General features: G+C 69.8%; 16 protein-coding genes. 6 read left to right on the top strand and 10 right to left on the bottom strand.

The window, feature by feature from the left end; all coding sequences use genetic code 11:
- The first annotated feature begins 1 nt into the window (after position 1).
- Genes purD through VAE46_RS05970 form a run of 6 tightly spaced genes read left to right on the top strand, consistent with a single transcriptional unit; the run spans position 2 to position 5,371 of the window.
- Positions 2-1,282, top strand: a complete 1,281-nt coding sequence (gene purD, locus VAE46_RS05995; protein ID WP_322796011.1) for a phosphoribosylamine--glycine ligase — start codon at positions 2-4, stop codon at positions 1,280-1,282.
- Between the two features lie 49 nt (positions 1,283-1,331).
- Positions 1,332-2,624 carry an adenylosuccinate lyase gene (purB, locus tag VAE46_RS05990; protein ID WP_322796010.1) on the top strand — a complete coding sequence of 431 codons (1,293 nt, stop codon included), beginning with the start codon at positions 1,332-1,334 and terminating at the stop codon, positions 2,622-2,624.
- On the top strand, positions 2,624-3,397 hold the full coding sequence (locus tag VAE46_RS05985; protein WP_322796009.1) for a hypothetical protein: 774 nt from the start codon (positions 2,624-2,626) through the stop codon (positions 3,395-3,397). The genes purB and VAE46_RS05985 overlap by 1 nt, the downstream gene beginning before the upstream one ends.
- Entirely contained in the window at positions 3,390-4,277 is an 888-nt protein-coding gene (locus tag VAE46_RS05980) for a phosphoribosylaminoimidazolesuccinocarboxamide synthase (RefSeq protein ID WP_322796008.1), read from the top strand. Before VAE46_RS05985 ends, VAE46_RS05980 begins: the two co-directional genes overlap by 8 nt.
- Positions 4,274-4,582: a phosphoribosylformylglycinamidine synthase subunit PurS gene (purS, locus tag VAE46_RS05975; RefSeq protein WP_322796007.1), complete on the top strand. Its 309-nt coding sequence runs from the start codon at positions 4,274-4,276 to the stop codon at positions 4,580-4,582. Before VAE46_RS05980 ends, purS begins: the two co-directional genes overlap by 4 nt.
- Positions 4,583-4,585: 3 nt before the next feature.
- A complete protein-coding gene (locus tag VAE46_RS05970) occupies positions 4,586-5,371 on the top strand; it encodes a cobalamin-binding protein (RefSeq protein ID WP_322796006.1) in 786 nt (261 codons plus the stop codon).
- On the opposite strand, the gene VAE46_RS05965 is transcribed toward VAE46_RS05970, so the two are convergent.
- The 10 genes from VAE46_RS05965 to argF all read right to left on the bottom strand — a co-directional run.
- On the bottom strand, positions 5,355-6,743 hold the full coding sequence (locus VAE46_RS05965) for a hypothetical protein (protein WP_322796005.1): 1,389 nt from the start codon (positions 6,741-6,743) through the stop codon (positions 5,355-5,357). The two genes, VAE46_RS05970 and VAE46_RS05965, sit on opposite strands and share 17 nt — an antisense overlap.
- A gap of 144 nt (positions 6,744-6,887) precedes the next feature.
- Positions 6,888-7,499 carry a GNAT family N-acetyltransferase gene (locus VAE46_RS05960; protein ID WP_322796004.1) on the bottom strand — a complete coding sequence of 204 codons (612 nt, stop codon included), beginning with the start codon at positions 7,497-7,499 and terminating at the stop codon, positions 6,888-6,890.
- A complete protein-coding gene (locus VAE46_RS05955; RefSeq protein WP_322796003.1) occupies positions 7,496-7,942 on the bottom strand; it encodes an NUDIX hydrolase in 447 nt (148 codons plus the stop codon). The genes VAE46_RS05960 and VAE46_RS05955 overlap by 4 nt, the downstream gene beginning before the upstream one ends.
- Positions 7,939-8,859 (bottom strand): HEAT repeat domain-containing protein, encoded by a 921-nt coding sequence (locus VAE46_RS05950; RefSeq protein ID WP_322796002.1) that lies wholly within the window; start codon positions 8,857-8,859, stop codon positions 7,939-7,941. Before VAE46_RS05950 ends, VAE46_RS05955 begins: the two co-directional genes overlap by 4 nt.
- Before the next feature lie 16 nt (positions 8,860-8,875).
- Positions 8,876-9,883: an NAD(P)H-dependent glycerol-3-phosphate dehydrogenase gene (locus tag VAE46_RS05945; protein ID WP_322796001.1), complete on the bottom strand. Its 1,008-nt coding sequence runs from the start codon at positions 9,881-9,883 to the stop codon at positions 8,876-8,878.
- Between the two features lies 1 nt (position 9,884).
- Positions 9,885-10,508, bottom strand: coding sequence for a glycerol-3-phosphate 1-O-acyltransferase PlsY (gene plsY, locus VAE46_RS05940; RefSeq protein WP_322796000.1), 624 nt, complete (start codon positions 10,506-10,508; stop codon positions 9,885-9,887).
- Entirely contained in the window at positions 10,505-11,848 is a 1,344-nt protein-coding gene (der, locus tag VAE46_RS05935) for a ribosome biogenesis GTPase Der (protein ID WP_322795999.1), read from the bottom strand. The genes plsY and der overlap by 4 nt, the downstream gene beginning before the upstream one ends.
- On the bottom strand, positions 11,845-13,122 hold the full coding sequence (locus tag VAE46_RS05930; protein ID WP_322795998.1) for a YbbR-like domain-containing protein: 1,278 nt from the start codon (positions 13,120-13,122) through the stop codon (positions 11,845-11,847). The genes der and VAE46_RS05930 overlap by 4 nt, the downstream gene beginning before the upstream one ends.
- Entirely contained in the window at positions 13,119-13,931 is an 813-nt protein-coding gene (cdaA, locus tag VAE46_RS05925; RefSeq protein ID WP_322795997.1) for a diadenylate cyclase CdaA, read from the bottom strand. Before cdaA ends, VAE46_RS05930 begins: the two co-directional genes overlap by 4 nt.
- Positions 13,932-13,993: 62 nt before the next feature.
- The coding region (gene argF, locus VAE46_RS05920) for an ornithine carbamoyltransferase (RefSeq protein WP_322795996.1) at positions 13,994-14,904 on the bottom strand (911 nt) is incomplete at its 5' end.

Genomic DNA, 14,904 nt, shown 5'->3' with positions numbered 1-14,904 from the left:
GGTGAGCGCACGGGTCCTGCTGGTCGGGAGCGGCGGGCGCGAGCATGCGGTCGCCTGGAAGCTGGCGCAGTCGCCGCAGGTGGGGGAGATTTTCGTGGCGCCGGGCAACGCCGGCACGGCAGCCTTTGTCCACAACCTGGACATCCGGCCAACGGACGTCGATGGACTGGTGGCGGCAGCGAAGGCGCACCGGGTGGACTTCTACCTCGCGACGATGGACGACCCCCAGCCGCTGGGGCTGGTCGACCGGCTGCAGGCCGAGGGTGTCCTCTGCTACGGGCCGACGGCCGCGGCGGCGCGCATCGAAGCCAGCAAGGCGTGGGCGAAGGGGTTCATGGAGCGGCACGGCATCCCCACCGCGCGGGGCCGCTCGTTCAGTTCGTACGACGAAGCGGCGGCGTGGGTTGAGACCCTGCCCGAGCAGCGCCTCTGGGTGAAGGCCTCGGGGCTGGCGGCGGGCAAGGGCGCGGTGGGCGCCGCCAACCGCCAGGAGGCGCTCGACATCCTGCGCTCGATGCTCGTGGAGCGCGCCTTCGGCGATGCCGGGACCACCGTGGTGGTGGAGGAAGAGCTGCGCGGGTTCGAAACGAGCGCGCACGCGTTCTGCGACGGGACCCGGGCGGTGCTCTGGCCGTTCGCGACCGACTACAAGCGGGCCTTCGACGGGGCGCAGGGCCCAAACACCGGCGGGATGGGCGCCTACGCGCCCACGCGGGGCATCGATGCGGGCCTCGCGGCGCTGGTACAGGAGCGCGTCATCGGCCCCGTCTTGCGGGGAATGCGCGAGGAGGGCCACCCCTTCGCGGGCACGCTCTTCCCGGGGCTGATGGTGGGCGATGGGCAGGTGTGGGTCATCGAATACAACGCCCGCTCCGGCGACCCGGAAACGCAGGTGCACATGCTGCGGCTCGAATCGGACCTGTACGAGGTGACCCGCGCGGCGGCGGAAGGCCGGCTGGATTCGGTCGAGGTGCGCTGGTCGGATGAGGCGGCGGTCTGCGTGGTGCTGGTGCCGGGCGGCTACCCGGGCAAGTACGAGACGGGCAAGGTAATCGAGGGGCTCGACCGGGTCGACCCCGGGATACAGGTGTTCCACGGCGGCACGCGGCTGGCCGACGGGAAGGTGGTCACGAGCGGCGGCCGGGCGCTCACGGTCGCGGCGCGGGCGACGACGATCCGCGAGGCGCGGGAGCGGGTGTACGACAACGTGCGGCGGATTCGGTTCGACGGGATGCACTACCGGACGGACATCGCGCTGGAGGCGGTCGAAGAGGGCGAGTAGCGGCCGTCCTAATCTTCTCCGGGCGGGACAGGGCAGGTACCATACCGGGGTGATCCCGCGTTACTCGCGGCCGGAAATGGCCGCCATCTGGACTGACGAAGCGAAATACCAGCGCTGGCTGGAAGTTGAGATCGCCGCCTGCGAGGCGTGGGCCGAGCTGGGACAGATCCCGCGCGAGGCGGCCGAGAAGATCCGGCGCGATGCCCGCTTCGACCTCGAGAAGATCAACGAGTACATCAAGATCACCCACCACGATGTCACCGCCTTCCTCCGCTCGGTGGCGGAGTCGCTGGGCGAAGAGGGGCGGTACGTCCACTTCGGGCTGACGAGCTCCGACGTGTGGGATACTGCCACAGCGCTCCAGCTGCGCGACGCCGCCGACCTGCTGCTGGCCGATATCGACGGGCTGCTGGCAGTGCTGGAGCGGCAGGCGAAGGCGCACCGGCATACGCTCTGCGTGGGGCGAACGCACGGCGTGCACGCGGAGCCGACGACGTTCGGGCTGAAGCTGGCGGTGTGGGTCGACGAGATGCGTCGCAACCGGGCGCGGCTGGTGGCCGCCCGAGAGGCAGTCGCGGTAGGGGCCATCTCGGGCACAGTTGGGACGCATGCCTCGGTCCCGCCGCGGCTCGAGGAGATCGTCTGCGAGCGGCTGGGCCTCGGCGTAGAGGCGGCCTCGACGCAGGTCATCCAGCGGGACCGGCACGCCCAGTTCGTGACCACGCTCGCGCTCATTGGGGCCTCGCTGGAGAAGTTCGCGACCGAGATCCGGGCGCTGCAGAAGACCGAGGTGCGCGAGGCCGAGGAGCCATTCGATGAGGGCCAGACGGGTTCGAGCGCGATGCCGCACAAGCGCAACCCGGAGCTGTGCGAACGGATCACGGGGCTCGCGCGGGTGCTGCGCGGCTACGCCGTCACCGCGATGGAGAACGTTGCGCTCTGGCACGAGCGCGACATCAGCCACTCCTCCACGGAGCGGATCGTGTTTCCCGATGCGACGCTGGTGCTGGATTACATGCTGACGCTCTTCACCGGCGTGATGGACCGGCTGCGGGTGTACCCGGAGCGCATGCGAGAGAACCTCGACCGCTCCTACGGGCTGGTGTTTTCGCAGCGGGTGCTGCTCGCGCTGATCGAGACGGGCCTGAGCCGCCAGGAGGCGTACGCCATTGTCCAGCGCAACGCCATGCGGGCATGGAACGAGCGGGTGCCGTTCCTCGATCTGCTGCTGGCCGACCCGGAGGTCACGGCGCGGCTCAGCGAATCGGAGCTCCGGGGCCTGTTCGACTACGGGTTCTACCTGCGCAACATCGACGCCACCTACGAGCGGCTCGGGCTCTGATGCAGGCAGCGGGCAGCCCCCCGGCACCGCGGTTCCTGCCGGCGCGGCAGGTGATCGCGACCGCCTGGAACCTCGTCACGAGTCGGCCGCGGGAGGTGATGGGCCCGGTCGCGGTGGTGCAGGTGCCGGCGGCCATCGCGGCGGCCGCGATCACGGCAGGGATGCTTCTGACCGTCTTCGCCGACGAGCCGCTGAACGCGACCCGGGGCGGGCAGCTGGCCCTGGCCCTGATGGTCAGCGCAGGGGAGGCGCTGTTCGCGCAGGTGGCGCGCGGCGCCGCGATCGTCTCCATCGCGGGGGTATTGCAGGGTCGGCCGGTCTCGCTCACCGGGGCGCTGGACCCGGCCTTCACGCGGATGGGCGGGCTGTTCGCGCTGGCGCTCATCGTGACTGCCGGCGTGGCGGTCGCGGCAGTGTCGATCGTCGGGCTGCTGGTCCTGCCGTACCTCGCCATCCGGTTCGCGCTCGCCTTCGAAGCGTTCATGCTCGAGGAGCGCGGGGCGCTCTCTGCGCTGGGGCGCAGCTGGACCGTGATGCGGGGGCATATGCTGCGCATGCTGGGGGTGATCGCCCTGACGCTGCTCATCGTGATTGGGCCGCTGGCGATGCTCTCGCTGCTGGGCGGCGCGGTCGGCGGTTCGCGGACGACGCAGGTGCTGGTGGGGGCGGGCGTCTCGGTGGTGCAGGGCATCCTGCTGGTGCCGCTGGTCGCGTTCGTGACCGCGACGACGACGGTGTTCTACCTCAACCTGCGGGATGCTGAGCATGGCTGACGTCCTGTTCGAATCGAACCTGCCAGGGCTGACGCACCGCGGCAAGGTGCGCGACACCTACGACCTGGGCGACCGCCTGCTGATCGTGGCCACGGACCGGATCTCGGCGCTGGATGTGGTGCTGCCGACGCCGGTCCCGGGCAAAGGCAAGGTGCTCACGATGCTCTCAGCGTGGTGGTTCGAGCGGGTGAGCGGCGTGATCCCGAACCATTTCATCGCCGTCATTACGCGGGAGAACCGCCACCTCGTGCCGTTCGAGCTGGGCGAGGCGTACTACGGGCGTTCGATGCTGGTGCGGAAGGCACAGCGGCTGGATGCCGAGTGTATCGCCCGGGGCTACCTTTCGGGTTCCGCGTGGAAGGAGTACCGGGAGCGGGGCACGGTCTGCGGGATCCCGCTGCCGGAGGGGCTGCGCGAGTCGGATCGCCTGCCGGAGGCGATCTTCACGCCGAGCACGAAGGCTGCCAGCGGACACGACGAGAACATCACCTACGAACAGCTCGTGGAGCTTGTGGGCGACGAGGCCGCCAACGCGATGCGCGTGCGGACGCTCGCGCTCTACACCTATGCCCACACGGTTGCGCTGGAGCGGGGCATCATCATCGCCGACACGAAGTTCGAGTTCGGCTGGTGGAACGACGAAGTCATCCTCATCGACGAAGTGCTGACGCCGGACAGCAGCCGCTTCTGGCTGGCCAGCGAGTATCGCCCGGGCGGCCCCCAGCCGAGCCTCGATAAGCAGCCGGTGCGCGACTGGCTGGCGGCCAACTGGCGCGAGGGCGACCCGCCGCCGGAATTGCCGCAGTCGGTGGTGGATGCGACCGTAGAGCGATACCTGACGGCCTACCGCATGCTGACCGGGGAGGAGCTTTCGCTGTGACCAAGAAGTCCGAGAAGAAGCAGAAGAAGAACGGGGCGGAGACCGCTGAGAAGCAGTTCCTGGCCCGGGTCTACGTTTCGCTCAAGCCGACCGTGAACGACCCGGAGGGCATTACCATCGCGAACGCGCTGGGCTCGCTCGGGTTCGGCGCGGTCGAGGGCGTCCGCTCGGGGCGCTACTTCCAGGTCGCACTGCACGCGCCCGACGCGAAGGCCGCGGCCGAGCAGGTCGACCAGATGTGTTCGCGACTGCTGGCCAACCCGGTGATCGAGCAGTACGAATTCGAGCTGGAAAAGCGGAAATAGGCCGTGGGACCGCGGCGGATCGTCTGCCTGACGGCCGAGACGACGGAGGTCGCGTTCGCGGTCGGCGCGGGCGACCGGGTGGTCGGGGTTTCGGGGTACGCGGTTCGGCCGCCCGAGGCGCGGCAACGGCCGAAGGTGGCAGCCTTTCAGACAGCGGCGATCGACCGCATCCTTGCCCTCGAGCCGGACCTGGTGCTCGGGTTTTCGGATATCCAGGCGCCGCTGGCGGCCGAGCTTATCCGGGCCGGAGTGACGGTACTGGTTACCAACCAGCGGACCCTGCAAGAGACGTACGCCGCGATTGAGCTCATCGGGGCGGCGTGCGGGGAGCCGGAACGCGGCCGGGCGCTCGCCCGCGAGGTGGAGGCGGAGCTCGAAACGGTTGCCGGGCGGAGCAGCCGGCGGCGCGACCGCCGGCCGCGCGTGTACTTCGAGGAGTGGAACGACCCGCTGATCACCGGGATCGCCTGGGTCTCGGAGCTGATTGAGCTCTGCGGCGGGGAGGACGTGTTCGCGGGGATGCGCGCGCAGCGGCGCGCTCCGGACCGGGTGGTGCAGCCGGGGGACGTGCTGGCGGCCGCGCCGGAGGTGATCATCGCGAGCTGGTGCGGCAAGAAAGCGCGGCTGGAGCGAATCGCTGCGCGGCCGGGCTGGGATGCACTGCCGGCCGTGAGGAACGGTCACCTGTATGAGATCAAGTCGGCAGATATCCTCGCGCCGGGGCCGAGCCTGGTGCACGGCGCGCGGCAGCTGGCGGCAATCCTCGACCGGGTTACTGGCGCGGCGTGACGGGCCCCGGATCGACGGCGAAATAGACCTCGCAGGCGCGGCGGGTGGCGCCCGGTTCCAGGACGGGCTTCCGCTTCACGAACCTGGATTCTTCGATGATGAGCTGCAGGATGTCGCGCGGATGGCAGCTGCGGAAGTTGCCCCCGGAAGCGCGGCGGACGAGTTCGACCGCGACGTCGATCGCCTGGGGCGTAGCTTCGACCCCCATCGCATCGGCGAAGCGGCGGAAGATTTCGGCCATCTGCTCGGGCGTGGGTTCGGGAATGCGGATCTTGTAGGGGATGCGCCGCAGGTGGGCCTCTTCGAGCATGACTTTGGGCTCGAGGTTGGTGCTGAAGCAAATGGTCGAGCGGAAGGGGAAGGTGATGCGTTCGCCGGTGACGAGCGCCATGGTGTCCTCGCCGCGCTCGAGGGCGGCAATCCAGCGGTTGAGAAGGGACTGCGGGGAGACCTGCTGGCGGCCGAAGTCATCGATGGCGAGCAACCCGCCGTGCGCCTTGACGTGCGGCGGTGCCTGGTGGTAGCCGAGAGCCGGGTCGTAGGCGAGGTCGAGGTCCTCAGGGCGGAGTTCGCCGCCGACGAAGACGAACGGGCGCCGGATGCGCAGCCAGCGGCGGTCGAACTGCGAGGTGGCATCGGCGGTGTCGTCGCCTTCGACCGGCTGGTGCACGAGGTCGTCGTAGAGGCGGATGATGTGGCCGCTGACGTAGACGGCCATCGGCATGAGGGTGACGCCCTGGATGGCCTCGCTGGTCAGCTCAAGGATAGTGGTCTTGCCGTTGCCGGGTGCGCCCCAGAGCATGGCCGGGCGTCCGGAGGTGAGGGCGAGGCAGACCTTGGCGACGACTTCGCGGGCGAGGACGAGCTGCTGCAATGCCCGGGCGAGGCGGACGGGGTCCGGGGCGCCGACCTCGGTATCGTGTTCGAGGACGCGGAAGTAGTCCTGGATGGGAACGGGCACGGGACCGACGTACTTGCTGCGCCCGAAGGCGTTTTCGGCCTCGCGCATGCCCAGCTCGGTAAGGCGATACTGCCACTCGGTTTCGAGGCGACCGGAGGCGGAGGTCGTTTCGACGAGCCGCTGGCGGCGGAGCTCGTCGAGCGCTTCCCGGACGACCCCGGGCGAGACGCGCATGGCGTTGGCGATGCCGACGGGGGTGGGGACGGTAATGCGGTAGAGCGTCTTGAGGGTGAGGTCTTCGATGAACCGTTCAGGGAGGCCGAGCTCGTGGAGGTGAACCGGTGCCTCGGGCAGGGAGGGCAGTGCGCGCAGGTGGCCGGGTGAAGGGCGCGGTGCGTGCGGGCGCGGTTCCTCGGCATACTCCGGCTGCATGGCGAGGCTGCCGGAGGTCGGGGGGAATTGCTGCTGCATATCACCTTCCTGCATCGCACCGGGTGGCGCCGGGGGCCGGGTGTGCTCTACCACGAATGTCGACCGTTGGGCGGGCGTGCCCAGATCAGGCTGGTGATGATGCAGCTATTGCGGGGGTGACAGCGGGGTGAACGCGCGGTGATGTCAGCTTCCGGGCCCCGGCGCACGGGGCGAGTCGGCGAAGGCGAAGCGGCCTTCCATGTCCCAGAGGAGCCACCATTCGCGGCGCGCTTCCATGCGGACATAGCGGTCGGACCCGCGAAGGACCGTTACTGTGGGGTTGAAGCCGGCGGCGAGGAAGGCGCGCCGCGCTGGGAGGTTCGATTCGAGCGTGTGGAGGTACACCTCGCGGTAGGGGTGGCTGTCGAAGACGTGGCGGAGGAAGTGGACGACCGCCTCGCGGCCGGCGCCCCTGCCGCGGTGCGCCGGCGGGCCGATGGTGATGCCGAGTTCGCAGGAGACGCCGTCTTCGCCGCGGTAGTACATGACGGTCCCGATGTGTTCGCCGGCAAGGGTATCGATAGCGAGCTGCTCCCGGCCGCGGCCGTCGAAGAGGAGCTCCTGTTCGAACAGTTCGAGGAAGCGGGCGAAGGAGTTGGGCGGCGGCGACTGTCCGTTGAGGCGTGACGTTTCGGGGTCGCGGCGCCAGGCGAACTCATCGATGGCATCAGCGCGGCGTTTGCGGCGCAGGAGGACGGTGCGGCCGCGAGCGATGACGAGCGTTTCGTGCTCTCCGCGCGCGGCTTCGAGAGTCATGGCTCGGCACCGAGCCGTTGGGCGGCGCGGCGGACGAGGTCGCGCTCGCCCTCGTAGGTGAGCAGTTCGAGCGCCTCGGGGATGGTGACCCAGCGGACCACGTCAAATTCGTGGTCGTGGTTGGCGACGTCGCCGCCGATGGGCTCCATCAGCCAGTGGTGGACGCGTTTGTGGTAGCGCACGCCGCCGGCGGTGAACCAGTATTCGATGCTGCCGATGGGTTCGCCGAGGCGGACTTCGAGGCCGGTTTCTTCGCGGACTTCACGGAGGGCGGTCTGCTCGAGCGGTTCGCCGTCATCGGGCGTGCCCTTCGGCAGCACCCAGAGAAGTTCGCCGGTCCGGCCGCAGATAGCGATTTCGACCTGCCCCTCGGCGTTGCGGCGCCAGACGACACCGCCCGCGGAGACCACGTCCTCGATGGGGAGGCGGCCGCGGATGGTCACGGGAGGTCTCCGAAGCGGCGAAAGAGGATGCCGCGGGCATTTTCGAGGGCGGCGTCGACCGCGTCTTCGAGGCCGGGGGGAGCCTCTTCGCGGTAGGCTTCGAGCAGCTCGACAGCCGCGTCGCCGCCGATGTCGCCGAGGGCTTCGATCACGGCGAAGAGCACTTCGGCGTCGTCATCGTTGAGCGCCTCGCCGAGGGCGGGAACCAGCTCTTCGGAGCCGAGGTTGCCGGCGGCCAGGGCAGCCTCGAAGCGCATCTCGGAGCTTTCGGCGGAAAGCTGCTCGGCGATGTACTCGACCCAGCGCTCGCGGGCGGAGTAGCCCATGGCGCGGAGGGCGGCGAGCTGCAGCGCGGGCGATCCGCTTTCGTACGCGGATTCAATCAGGTCCCCGACCCAGGGCTCACCGATGGGCCCGAGCGATTCGACGGCGGCTGCGCGCAGCTCCTCATCGGGGGATGCGGCGGCGGTGCGCAGGGCGGTCACCATGCGGGCAGCGACCGAGGGGTCGAAGCGGCCGTACTCGGCGGCTTCGATGTAGCGCAGGAGGCTGCGCGCGGCGGCGGTGCGGACATCGGCGTCGGGCTCCGATTCGACGAGGGCCACGAGGAGGTCGCCGGCGGCGGGGTCAGTCGATTCCCAGAGGGCCTGGACGGCCCGCAAACGGACGGAGGGTTCGGGGTCGCGCAGGGCGATGCGCCCGAGGGCGGTGAAGTCGAGCGAGATGTCGTCGTCGGCGAGCTCGTAGGCCTCGTCGAGCAGGTATTCGCGCGTCGGGAGGGGCACGCTCTGCCAGCGGTCGCTGACGTAGGCAGCATCGGCGCGGCCGAGGTCGGAGAGCACGGCGATATCGGACGGGCGCGGGCGGTCGCCGGCGATGAGGCCGTCGATGAGGCGCTGCAAGGCGGGGGAGGTCATGACGCTGATCGTAGCATCAGCGCCGGGGGAGTTCCTCGCGGGCGAGCGGGCGGCCGAGGAGGCGGGCCATCGCCTCGGGTACGGTACGCTCACCGCCGATGACGGCCGCCACCTCGGCGGTGATGGGCAGCTCGACGCCAACCGACCCGGCGAGGCGGAGCGCAGCGGCGGCCGTCACGGCCCCTTCGACCGTTTCGCCGATTTCGGCGGCGGCCGCCGTCGGCGAAAGGCCGCGGGCGAGCAGTTCGCCGAAGCGCCGGTTGCGGCTGAGGGGGGAGAAACAGGTGGCTGCGAGATCGCCGACGCCGGCGAGGCCCTGGAAGGTGGCAGCCTCAGCACCGAGGGCGACCCCGAGGCGGGTCATCTCCGCAAGGCCGCGCGTCATGATGGCGGCGACCGCATTGGCCCCGAAGCCGAGCCCCCAGGCCGCCCCGGCGGCGATCGCGACCACGTTTTTCAGTGCGCCGGCCAGTTCGACGCCGAGGACATCGGCGGAGCTGTAGACGCGGAAGGTTCCGGAGGAAAGGGAGGCCTGCCAGAGGTCGCCGAGGGCGAGGTCGGGCACCGCCACGACGGCCGCGGCCGGGAGGCCCTGGATGATTTCGTGGGCGAGGTTCGGGCCGGAAAGCGCGCCGATGCGCTCCCGGGCGAAGCCGAGGTCTTCGAGCACCTGGGTGAGGCGGCTGCCGGTGGAGAGCTCGAGGCCTTTCGCGGCGGAGACGACTGGCAGCGCGCGGGGGAGTCCGGCTGCCTCGACCGAGGCGCGGAAGGCGTGGGAGGGCACGGCGACCAGTGCGCCGGTGAGCGCCGCGGCGATCGAGGGCTCGAGCGGCGCCGGCGTGAGGTGCACGCGGTGGGAGAGCACGGGGTGCTCGGCGAGGCGCGGGAGGCCGCCGGCGGCGCGGACGGCATGAGCTTCGAGCTCCGATCGGACGATAAGGGTCACATCGTGGCCGGCGCGTTCGAGCAGGGCGGCGAGGGTGACGCCCCAGGAGGTGGCGCCGAGGACGGCGAAGTGCGCCATCTCAGCCGGTCGCCGGGCGGTCGCCCCCCTGGCCGATGCGGGGTTCGGTTCCGTTGAGGAGGCGCCGGATATTCGGGATGTGCTTGTATTCGACGAGGGCGGTGGCGAAGAGCGCATACCAGGCGAAGGCGGGGTCGGTTTCGCCGGCGATGGCCAGCCCGCAGATGATGGCGGCGCAAATCGGGACCCCCACTACCGACATGAACGACACGTAGCGGGTGGTGGCGACGAGGACGGCCCCGATGACGGGGAAGAGCACGGAGATGGCCGGCGCGAGCCCGAGGATGCCGCCGTAGGTGCTGGCGACGCCGCGGCCGCCGCGGAACCCGGCGAACACTGGCCACACGTGCCCAACGATCGAGGCGCCCGCCCCGACGGCCGCCACGGCGTTGCTGTCGAAGATGTAGCGGCCGACCAGCGCGGGGGCGGTGCCCTTGGCGATATCAAGCACCATCACGAGGACGGCGGGGACCTTGCCTGCGGTGCGCAGGACGTTAGTGGTGCCCGTCTTGCCGGAGCCGGACTCACGGATGTCCCGCCCGAGCCAGAGGTACCCGATGATCAGGCCCCACGGGAGGGAGCCGAGGAGGTAGCCGAGCGCTGCGTTGAGGAGGTAGTCCGTCACGAGGTGGAATCTTCGCCGGAACGCGCCCTGAATACCAGCCTGATGGCGGTGCCCTCGAAATCGGCGGCCTCGCGGATGGCGCGCTCGAGGTAGCGGCGGTAGCTGAAGTGGACCAGCTCGGGGTCGTTCACGAAGAGGACGAAGGTCGGGGGGTCGATGCCGGCCTGGGTCACGTAGAAGAGCTTGAAGCGCCGGTTGTGGACGAGCGGCGGCACGTGCTCGCGGACGGCGCGGGCCATGATGGCGTTCAGTTCGGGGGTGGGAATGCGGCGGCGGCGGGCTTCGCGCGCTTCCCGGACGAGCCGGAGGAGCTCGGGGAGGCCCCGCCGCTCGAGCGCGGAGATGAACGTGACGAACGCCCAGGGCACGAAGCGCACTCGGCTGCGCATCTGGCGTTCGGCCCAGGTGCGTCGCTCGGCCGGGTCATCCCAGAGGTCGATCTTGTTCACGGCGATGACGAGGCCCTTGGCGTTTTCGACCGCGATGCCGGCGATGTGGGTGTCCTGCGCCGTGACCCCCTCGGTTCCGTCGACGACGAGGACGGCGACATCGCAGCGTTCGACGGCGCGCGTGGTGCGGAGCACCGAGTGCCGCTCGACGCCCCGGCCGAGGCGTCCCGGGCGGCGGACCCCGGCGGTATCGATGAGCGTGAACGAGCCTTCGGGGGTGTCGATTTCGGTGTCGATGGCGTCGCGGGTGGTGCCGGCGACATCGCTCACGATCACGCGCTCCTGGCCGAGAATGGCGTTGACGAGCATGGATTTGCCGACGTTGGGCCGGCCAATGATGGCGACGTGCGTGCGGTCGGATTCCGGCAGCAGCGGGACATCGGGGAGGCGCTCCACCACCCGGTCGAGGAGCGTGCGGACGTTGATGTCGTGCAGGGCGCTGACGGGCAGCGGCTCGCCGAAGCCCAGGGCGGATGCCTCGGCGATGCCGGCGAGTTCGCGGCTCTCGTTGTCGGCCTTGTTGGCGACCAGGATGGTGGGTTTTTGCGCGCGGCGGACAACGTCAGCCATGTCGTAGTCGCTGGCGGTGAGGCCATCACGGGCATCTACCACGAAGACGACGACCGCGGCCTGTTCGATGGCAGCGCGGACCTGGTCCATGATCGGCCGCGCGTAGACGTTCTCCTCGTTGGTTTCGAAGCCGCCGGTATCGATCAGGCGGAAGCGGCGCTCGAGCCATTCGACGTCGGCCTCGATGCGGTCGCGGGTGGTTCCAGGCTCGTCTTCGACGATGGCCCGACGTTCGCCGAGGATGCGATTGAAGAGCGAGGACTTGCCGACGTTGGGCCGGCCGACGATGACGACGCGGGGGAGCAGGTCAGTAGTGGTCATGGGAGGACCCGGACCAGGGTCACGCTGACCGTTGGAGGGGCTTCGATGGTGATGCCGGTCGGACCTGTCACCGTCACAGGATAGGCTGCCGTGCCCGCAGTGGCACCCGCGAGGTTCACCGTGGCGCGGATATCCGACGGCTTGAGCGCAGCGATGAGGTCGGCCGGGCCGGTGACGCGCACCTCGACGAAGACCGGCCGGGCCGGGTCGCGAGCGAGGCCAACGGGGGTGCCAGTGAACTCTGGCGCGACGGTGAGCGCCGCGGCTGCCAGGATCGGTTCGAAACGGACCGTAACGGTAACGCTGCGCAAGTCGACGGACGTGTTTGGTACGGCGACGAGGTTGCGGACAAGCCTGAGCTCGGCGCGGGCGCCGGTGACATCGATTTTCTCCGTTGCGAGCGAGACGAGTTCGTTGACGACGGCGCGCTCGCCGGAGACGGTGGCCACCGGTGGGTCGATCGTGACCGAGGCGATGCGGTAGCCGGCGGCCGGCGCGCCGGTGATGTCGGCGGTGATGGGCACGGTGCGCTGGACGAACGTCTGTCCGATGCGGATGGTGGCCGTGGCGCGGGGCGGGGTGATTGTCACCGTTTCGACCGTGCCGGTAGCGGAGCGTGCGACGAGCTCGCCGGTGACCGTGTAGGTGCTGTCCTTGACGCCGGAGAGGTTGACATCGAGGTCGACGGACTGGACGGACTGGACGCGCTCTGGGAGGCCGGAGATGGTGACGATGGCCGGCTCCACGGTGGTCTCCGATTCGTTCTCGCGGAAGCCGGCTGGCAGCTGACCGGAGCGACGGATGGTGACCGGGACTTCGCGCACGGCGGGCTCGACGAGCGTGATGCGGACCTGCGAGGGAATGACCTGGATGACGCGCACGCCCGGCCGGCGGGAGATGACCCGCACCTGCCGGAACTCCTCGACGCCGGGCTGCATGCCCCGGACGTCTACGCGTCCCTCGAAGTCTGCGGCGGTGAGGGTTGCGAGGTCGTCCTGGCGGCCCTCCGCGACGACGCGCACGGAGTAGCTCTCTTTGACGATGTAGGGCCCGGCGTTTTCGGCGGTGACCACGATGGAGGGAGGCTGGCCCTCTTCGGGGAAGGTGACCGTCTGCCGGGGGTTTTCAACATCCTGGACGACGGCCCAGATGGCGAAGGCGGCGACAAGGCTGAAGGTCGCCTGGGTCCAGTGCTGGCGCAGGGAGCGGGCGGAGCCGGTCAGCAGCTGGCGCAGGACCTGCATCCGCGAGAGGCCGTTGGGCGTTCGGTTCATGCCCGCACCTCTTCCACGGGCTGCGGGCCGCGGGCGGCGCCAGGTTCGAGCACCCATTCGAGCACGGCGCGGAGCCGGCGCTCATCCGGGATGTGGGTGAGCCGCCCGTTGAGCGCGACGGAGATCTGCCCGGTTTCTTCGGAGACCACCACCGCGAGCGCATCGGTGGTTTCGGTGATGCCGAGGGCCGCGCGGTGGCGGGTGCCCAGGCTGCGCTCATCGGGGTTGGCCGAGAGGGGAAGGACGCAGCCCGCGGCGACCACCCGCTGCTCGCGGATGACGACCGCCATATCGTGCAGCGGCGAGTTGGGGAAAAAGATGCTGGTGAGCAGCTCGGCGGTGACCCGGGCATCGATGGGCACGCCAGTTTCGATGACGTCCTGGAGGCCGGTCTCGCGCTCGATGACGATGATGCCGCCGTGGCGGGCGGCAGCCATGCGGGCGGCGGCGCGGCTGACCGCTTCGATGACCTCGGCGTAATCCGATGCGCGGAACCAGCCGGAGACGCCGGTCCTGCCGAGGCGGTCGAGGGCGCGGCGAATTTCCGGCTGGAAAATGATGACCACGCCCACCAGCAGCGCCGTAACGGAATGCTCGACGAGGTAGTTGATGACCGTGAGGTCGAGCACGCGGCCGAGGACGACGAAGACCAGGAAGAGCGCGAGCAGGCCGCGCAGCTGGGTCATCGCACGGGTTCCGCTGAGGATGCGCAGGGTGGCATAGATGAGCGCCGCGATCAGGAGGACATCGATCGCGCTGGTGACTGTGAACTGGTCGAGGATCTCGCGGAAGTGCCGGGTATCGAGCATGGCGGCCTGGGCGCCCGCACAGCGGACGCCTCATGATACGCCGAGCGAGGGGAACTCAGGGTTCAGCGTTCGATAGCTGGAGCGGCGCCGAGCAGGAAGGCGACCACAGCGGCCTGGGCCCAGACACGGTTTTCGGCCTGGTCGAAGATGACCGAGGTGGGGGATTCGAAGACGTCGTCGGTGATCTCTTCGCCGCGGTGAGCCGGGAGGTCGTGCATGATGAGCGCGCCCGGGGCGGCGTGGGCGACGAGCGCGGCGTTGAGCTGGTAGCGGGCGAAATCGATCTTGCGCCGCTCGGCCTCGCGCTCCTGGCCCATGGAGGTCCAGACGTCGGTGTAGAGGGCCTCGGCGCCGCGAACCGCCTCGACGGGGTCGGTGGTGCTGCGGAAGCTGCCGCCGCTGGCCCGGGCGCGGGCTTCCGCTTCGGTGAGGACCCATTCCGGGAGCGTGTAGCCGGGCGGCGATGCGATGCGGACGTCCATGCCGAGGGCGGTTGCGGTCAGCGTGAGGCTGGAGGAGACGTTGTTGCCATCGCCGACGAAAGCGAGCGTGCGGCCGCGCAGATCGCCGAACTTCTCGCGCAGGGTGAGGAGGTCGGCGAGGGCCTGGCAGGGGTGCTCCTCATCGGTGAGGGCGTTGATGACGGGGATCGAGGAGAAGCGGGCGTACTCTTCGATGATGGACTGGCCGTAAGTGCGGACGGCCACGATATCGACGTAGCGAGCGAGGACGCGGGCCACATCGCGGATGGCCTCGCGCTCGCCGAGGCCGACCTCGCGGGGGTCGAGGTACATGGTGAACGCCCCGAGGTGGTCCATGGCGATTTCGAAGCTCACCCGGGTGCGGAGGGAGGCTTTTTCGAAGAGGAGGGCCAGGTGTTTGCCGACGAGGACCTTCTGCGGGCGGCGCTTGATGGCGGCGGCGAGGTCGAGGAGGTCGGCGATTTCGGCGGCGGTGAGGTCGGCGGAGGAGA

Origin of the sequence: Tepidiforma sp., from assembly GCF_034433535.1 — a bacterium.
In the GTDB taxonomy this organism is placed as follows: Bacteria; Chloroflexota; Dehalococcoidia; order Tepidiformales; family Tepidiformaceae; genus Tepidiforma.
This window is presented reverse-complemented; position numbering and strand designations above follow the sequence as displayed.

Bases quoted from the DNA above. Each gene is read 5' to 3' on its own strand.
- VAE46_RS05985 (WP_322796009.1), top strand. From the start codon at position 2,624: ATGCAGGCAGCGGGCAGCCCCCCGGCACCGCGGTTCCTGCCGGCGCGG.
- VAE46_RS05980 (WP_322796008.1), top strand. From the start codon at position 3,390: ATGGCTGACGTCCTGTTCGAATCGAACCTGCCAGGGCTGACGCACCGC.
- VAE46_RS05965 (WP_322796005.1), bottom strand. From the start codon at position 6,743: ATGCAGCAGCAATTCCCCCCGACCTCCGGCAGCCTCGCCATGCAGCCG.
- VAE46_RS05960 (WP_322796004.1), bottom strand. From the start codon at position 7,499: ATGACTCTCGAAGCCGCGCGCGGAGAGCACGAAACGCTCGTCATCGCT.
- VAE46_RS05950 (WP_322796002.1), bottom strand. From the start codon at position 8,859: ATGACCTCCCCCGCCTTGCAGCGCCTCATCGACGGCCTCATCGCCGGC.
- VAE46_RS05945 (WP_322796001.1), bottom strand. From the start codon at position 9,883: ATGGCGCACTTCGCCGTCCTCGGCGCCACCTCCTGGGGCGTCACCCTC.
- der (WP_322795999.1), bottom strand. From the start codon at position 11,848: ATGACCACTACTGACCTGCTCCCCCGCGTCGTCATCGTCGGCCGGCCC.
- VAE46_RS05930 (WP_322795998.1), bottom strand. From the start codon at position 13,122: ATGAACCGAACGCCCAACGGCCTCTCGCGGATGCAGGTCCTGCGCCAG.
- cdaA (WP_322795997.1), bottom strand. From the start codon at position 13,931: ATGCTCGATACCCGGCACTTCCGCGAGATCCTCGACCAGTTCACAGTC.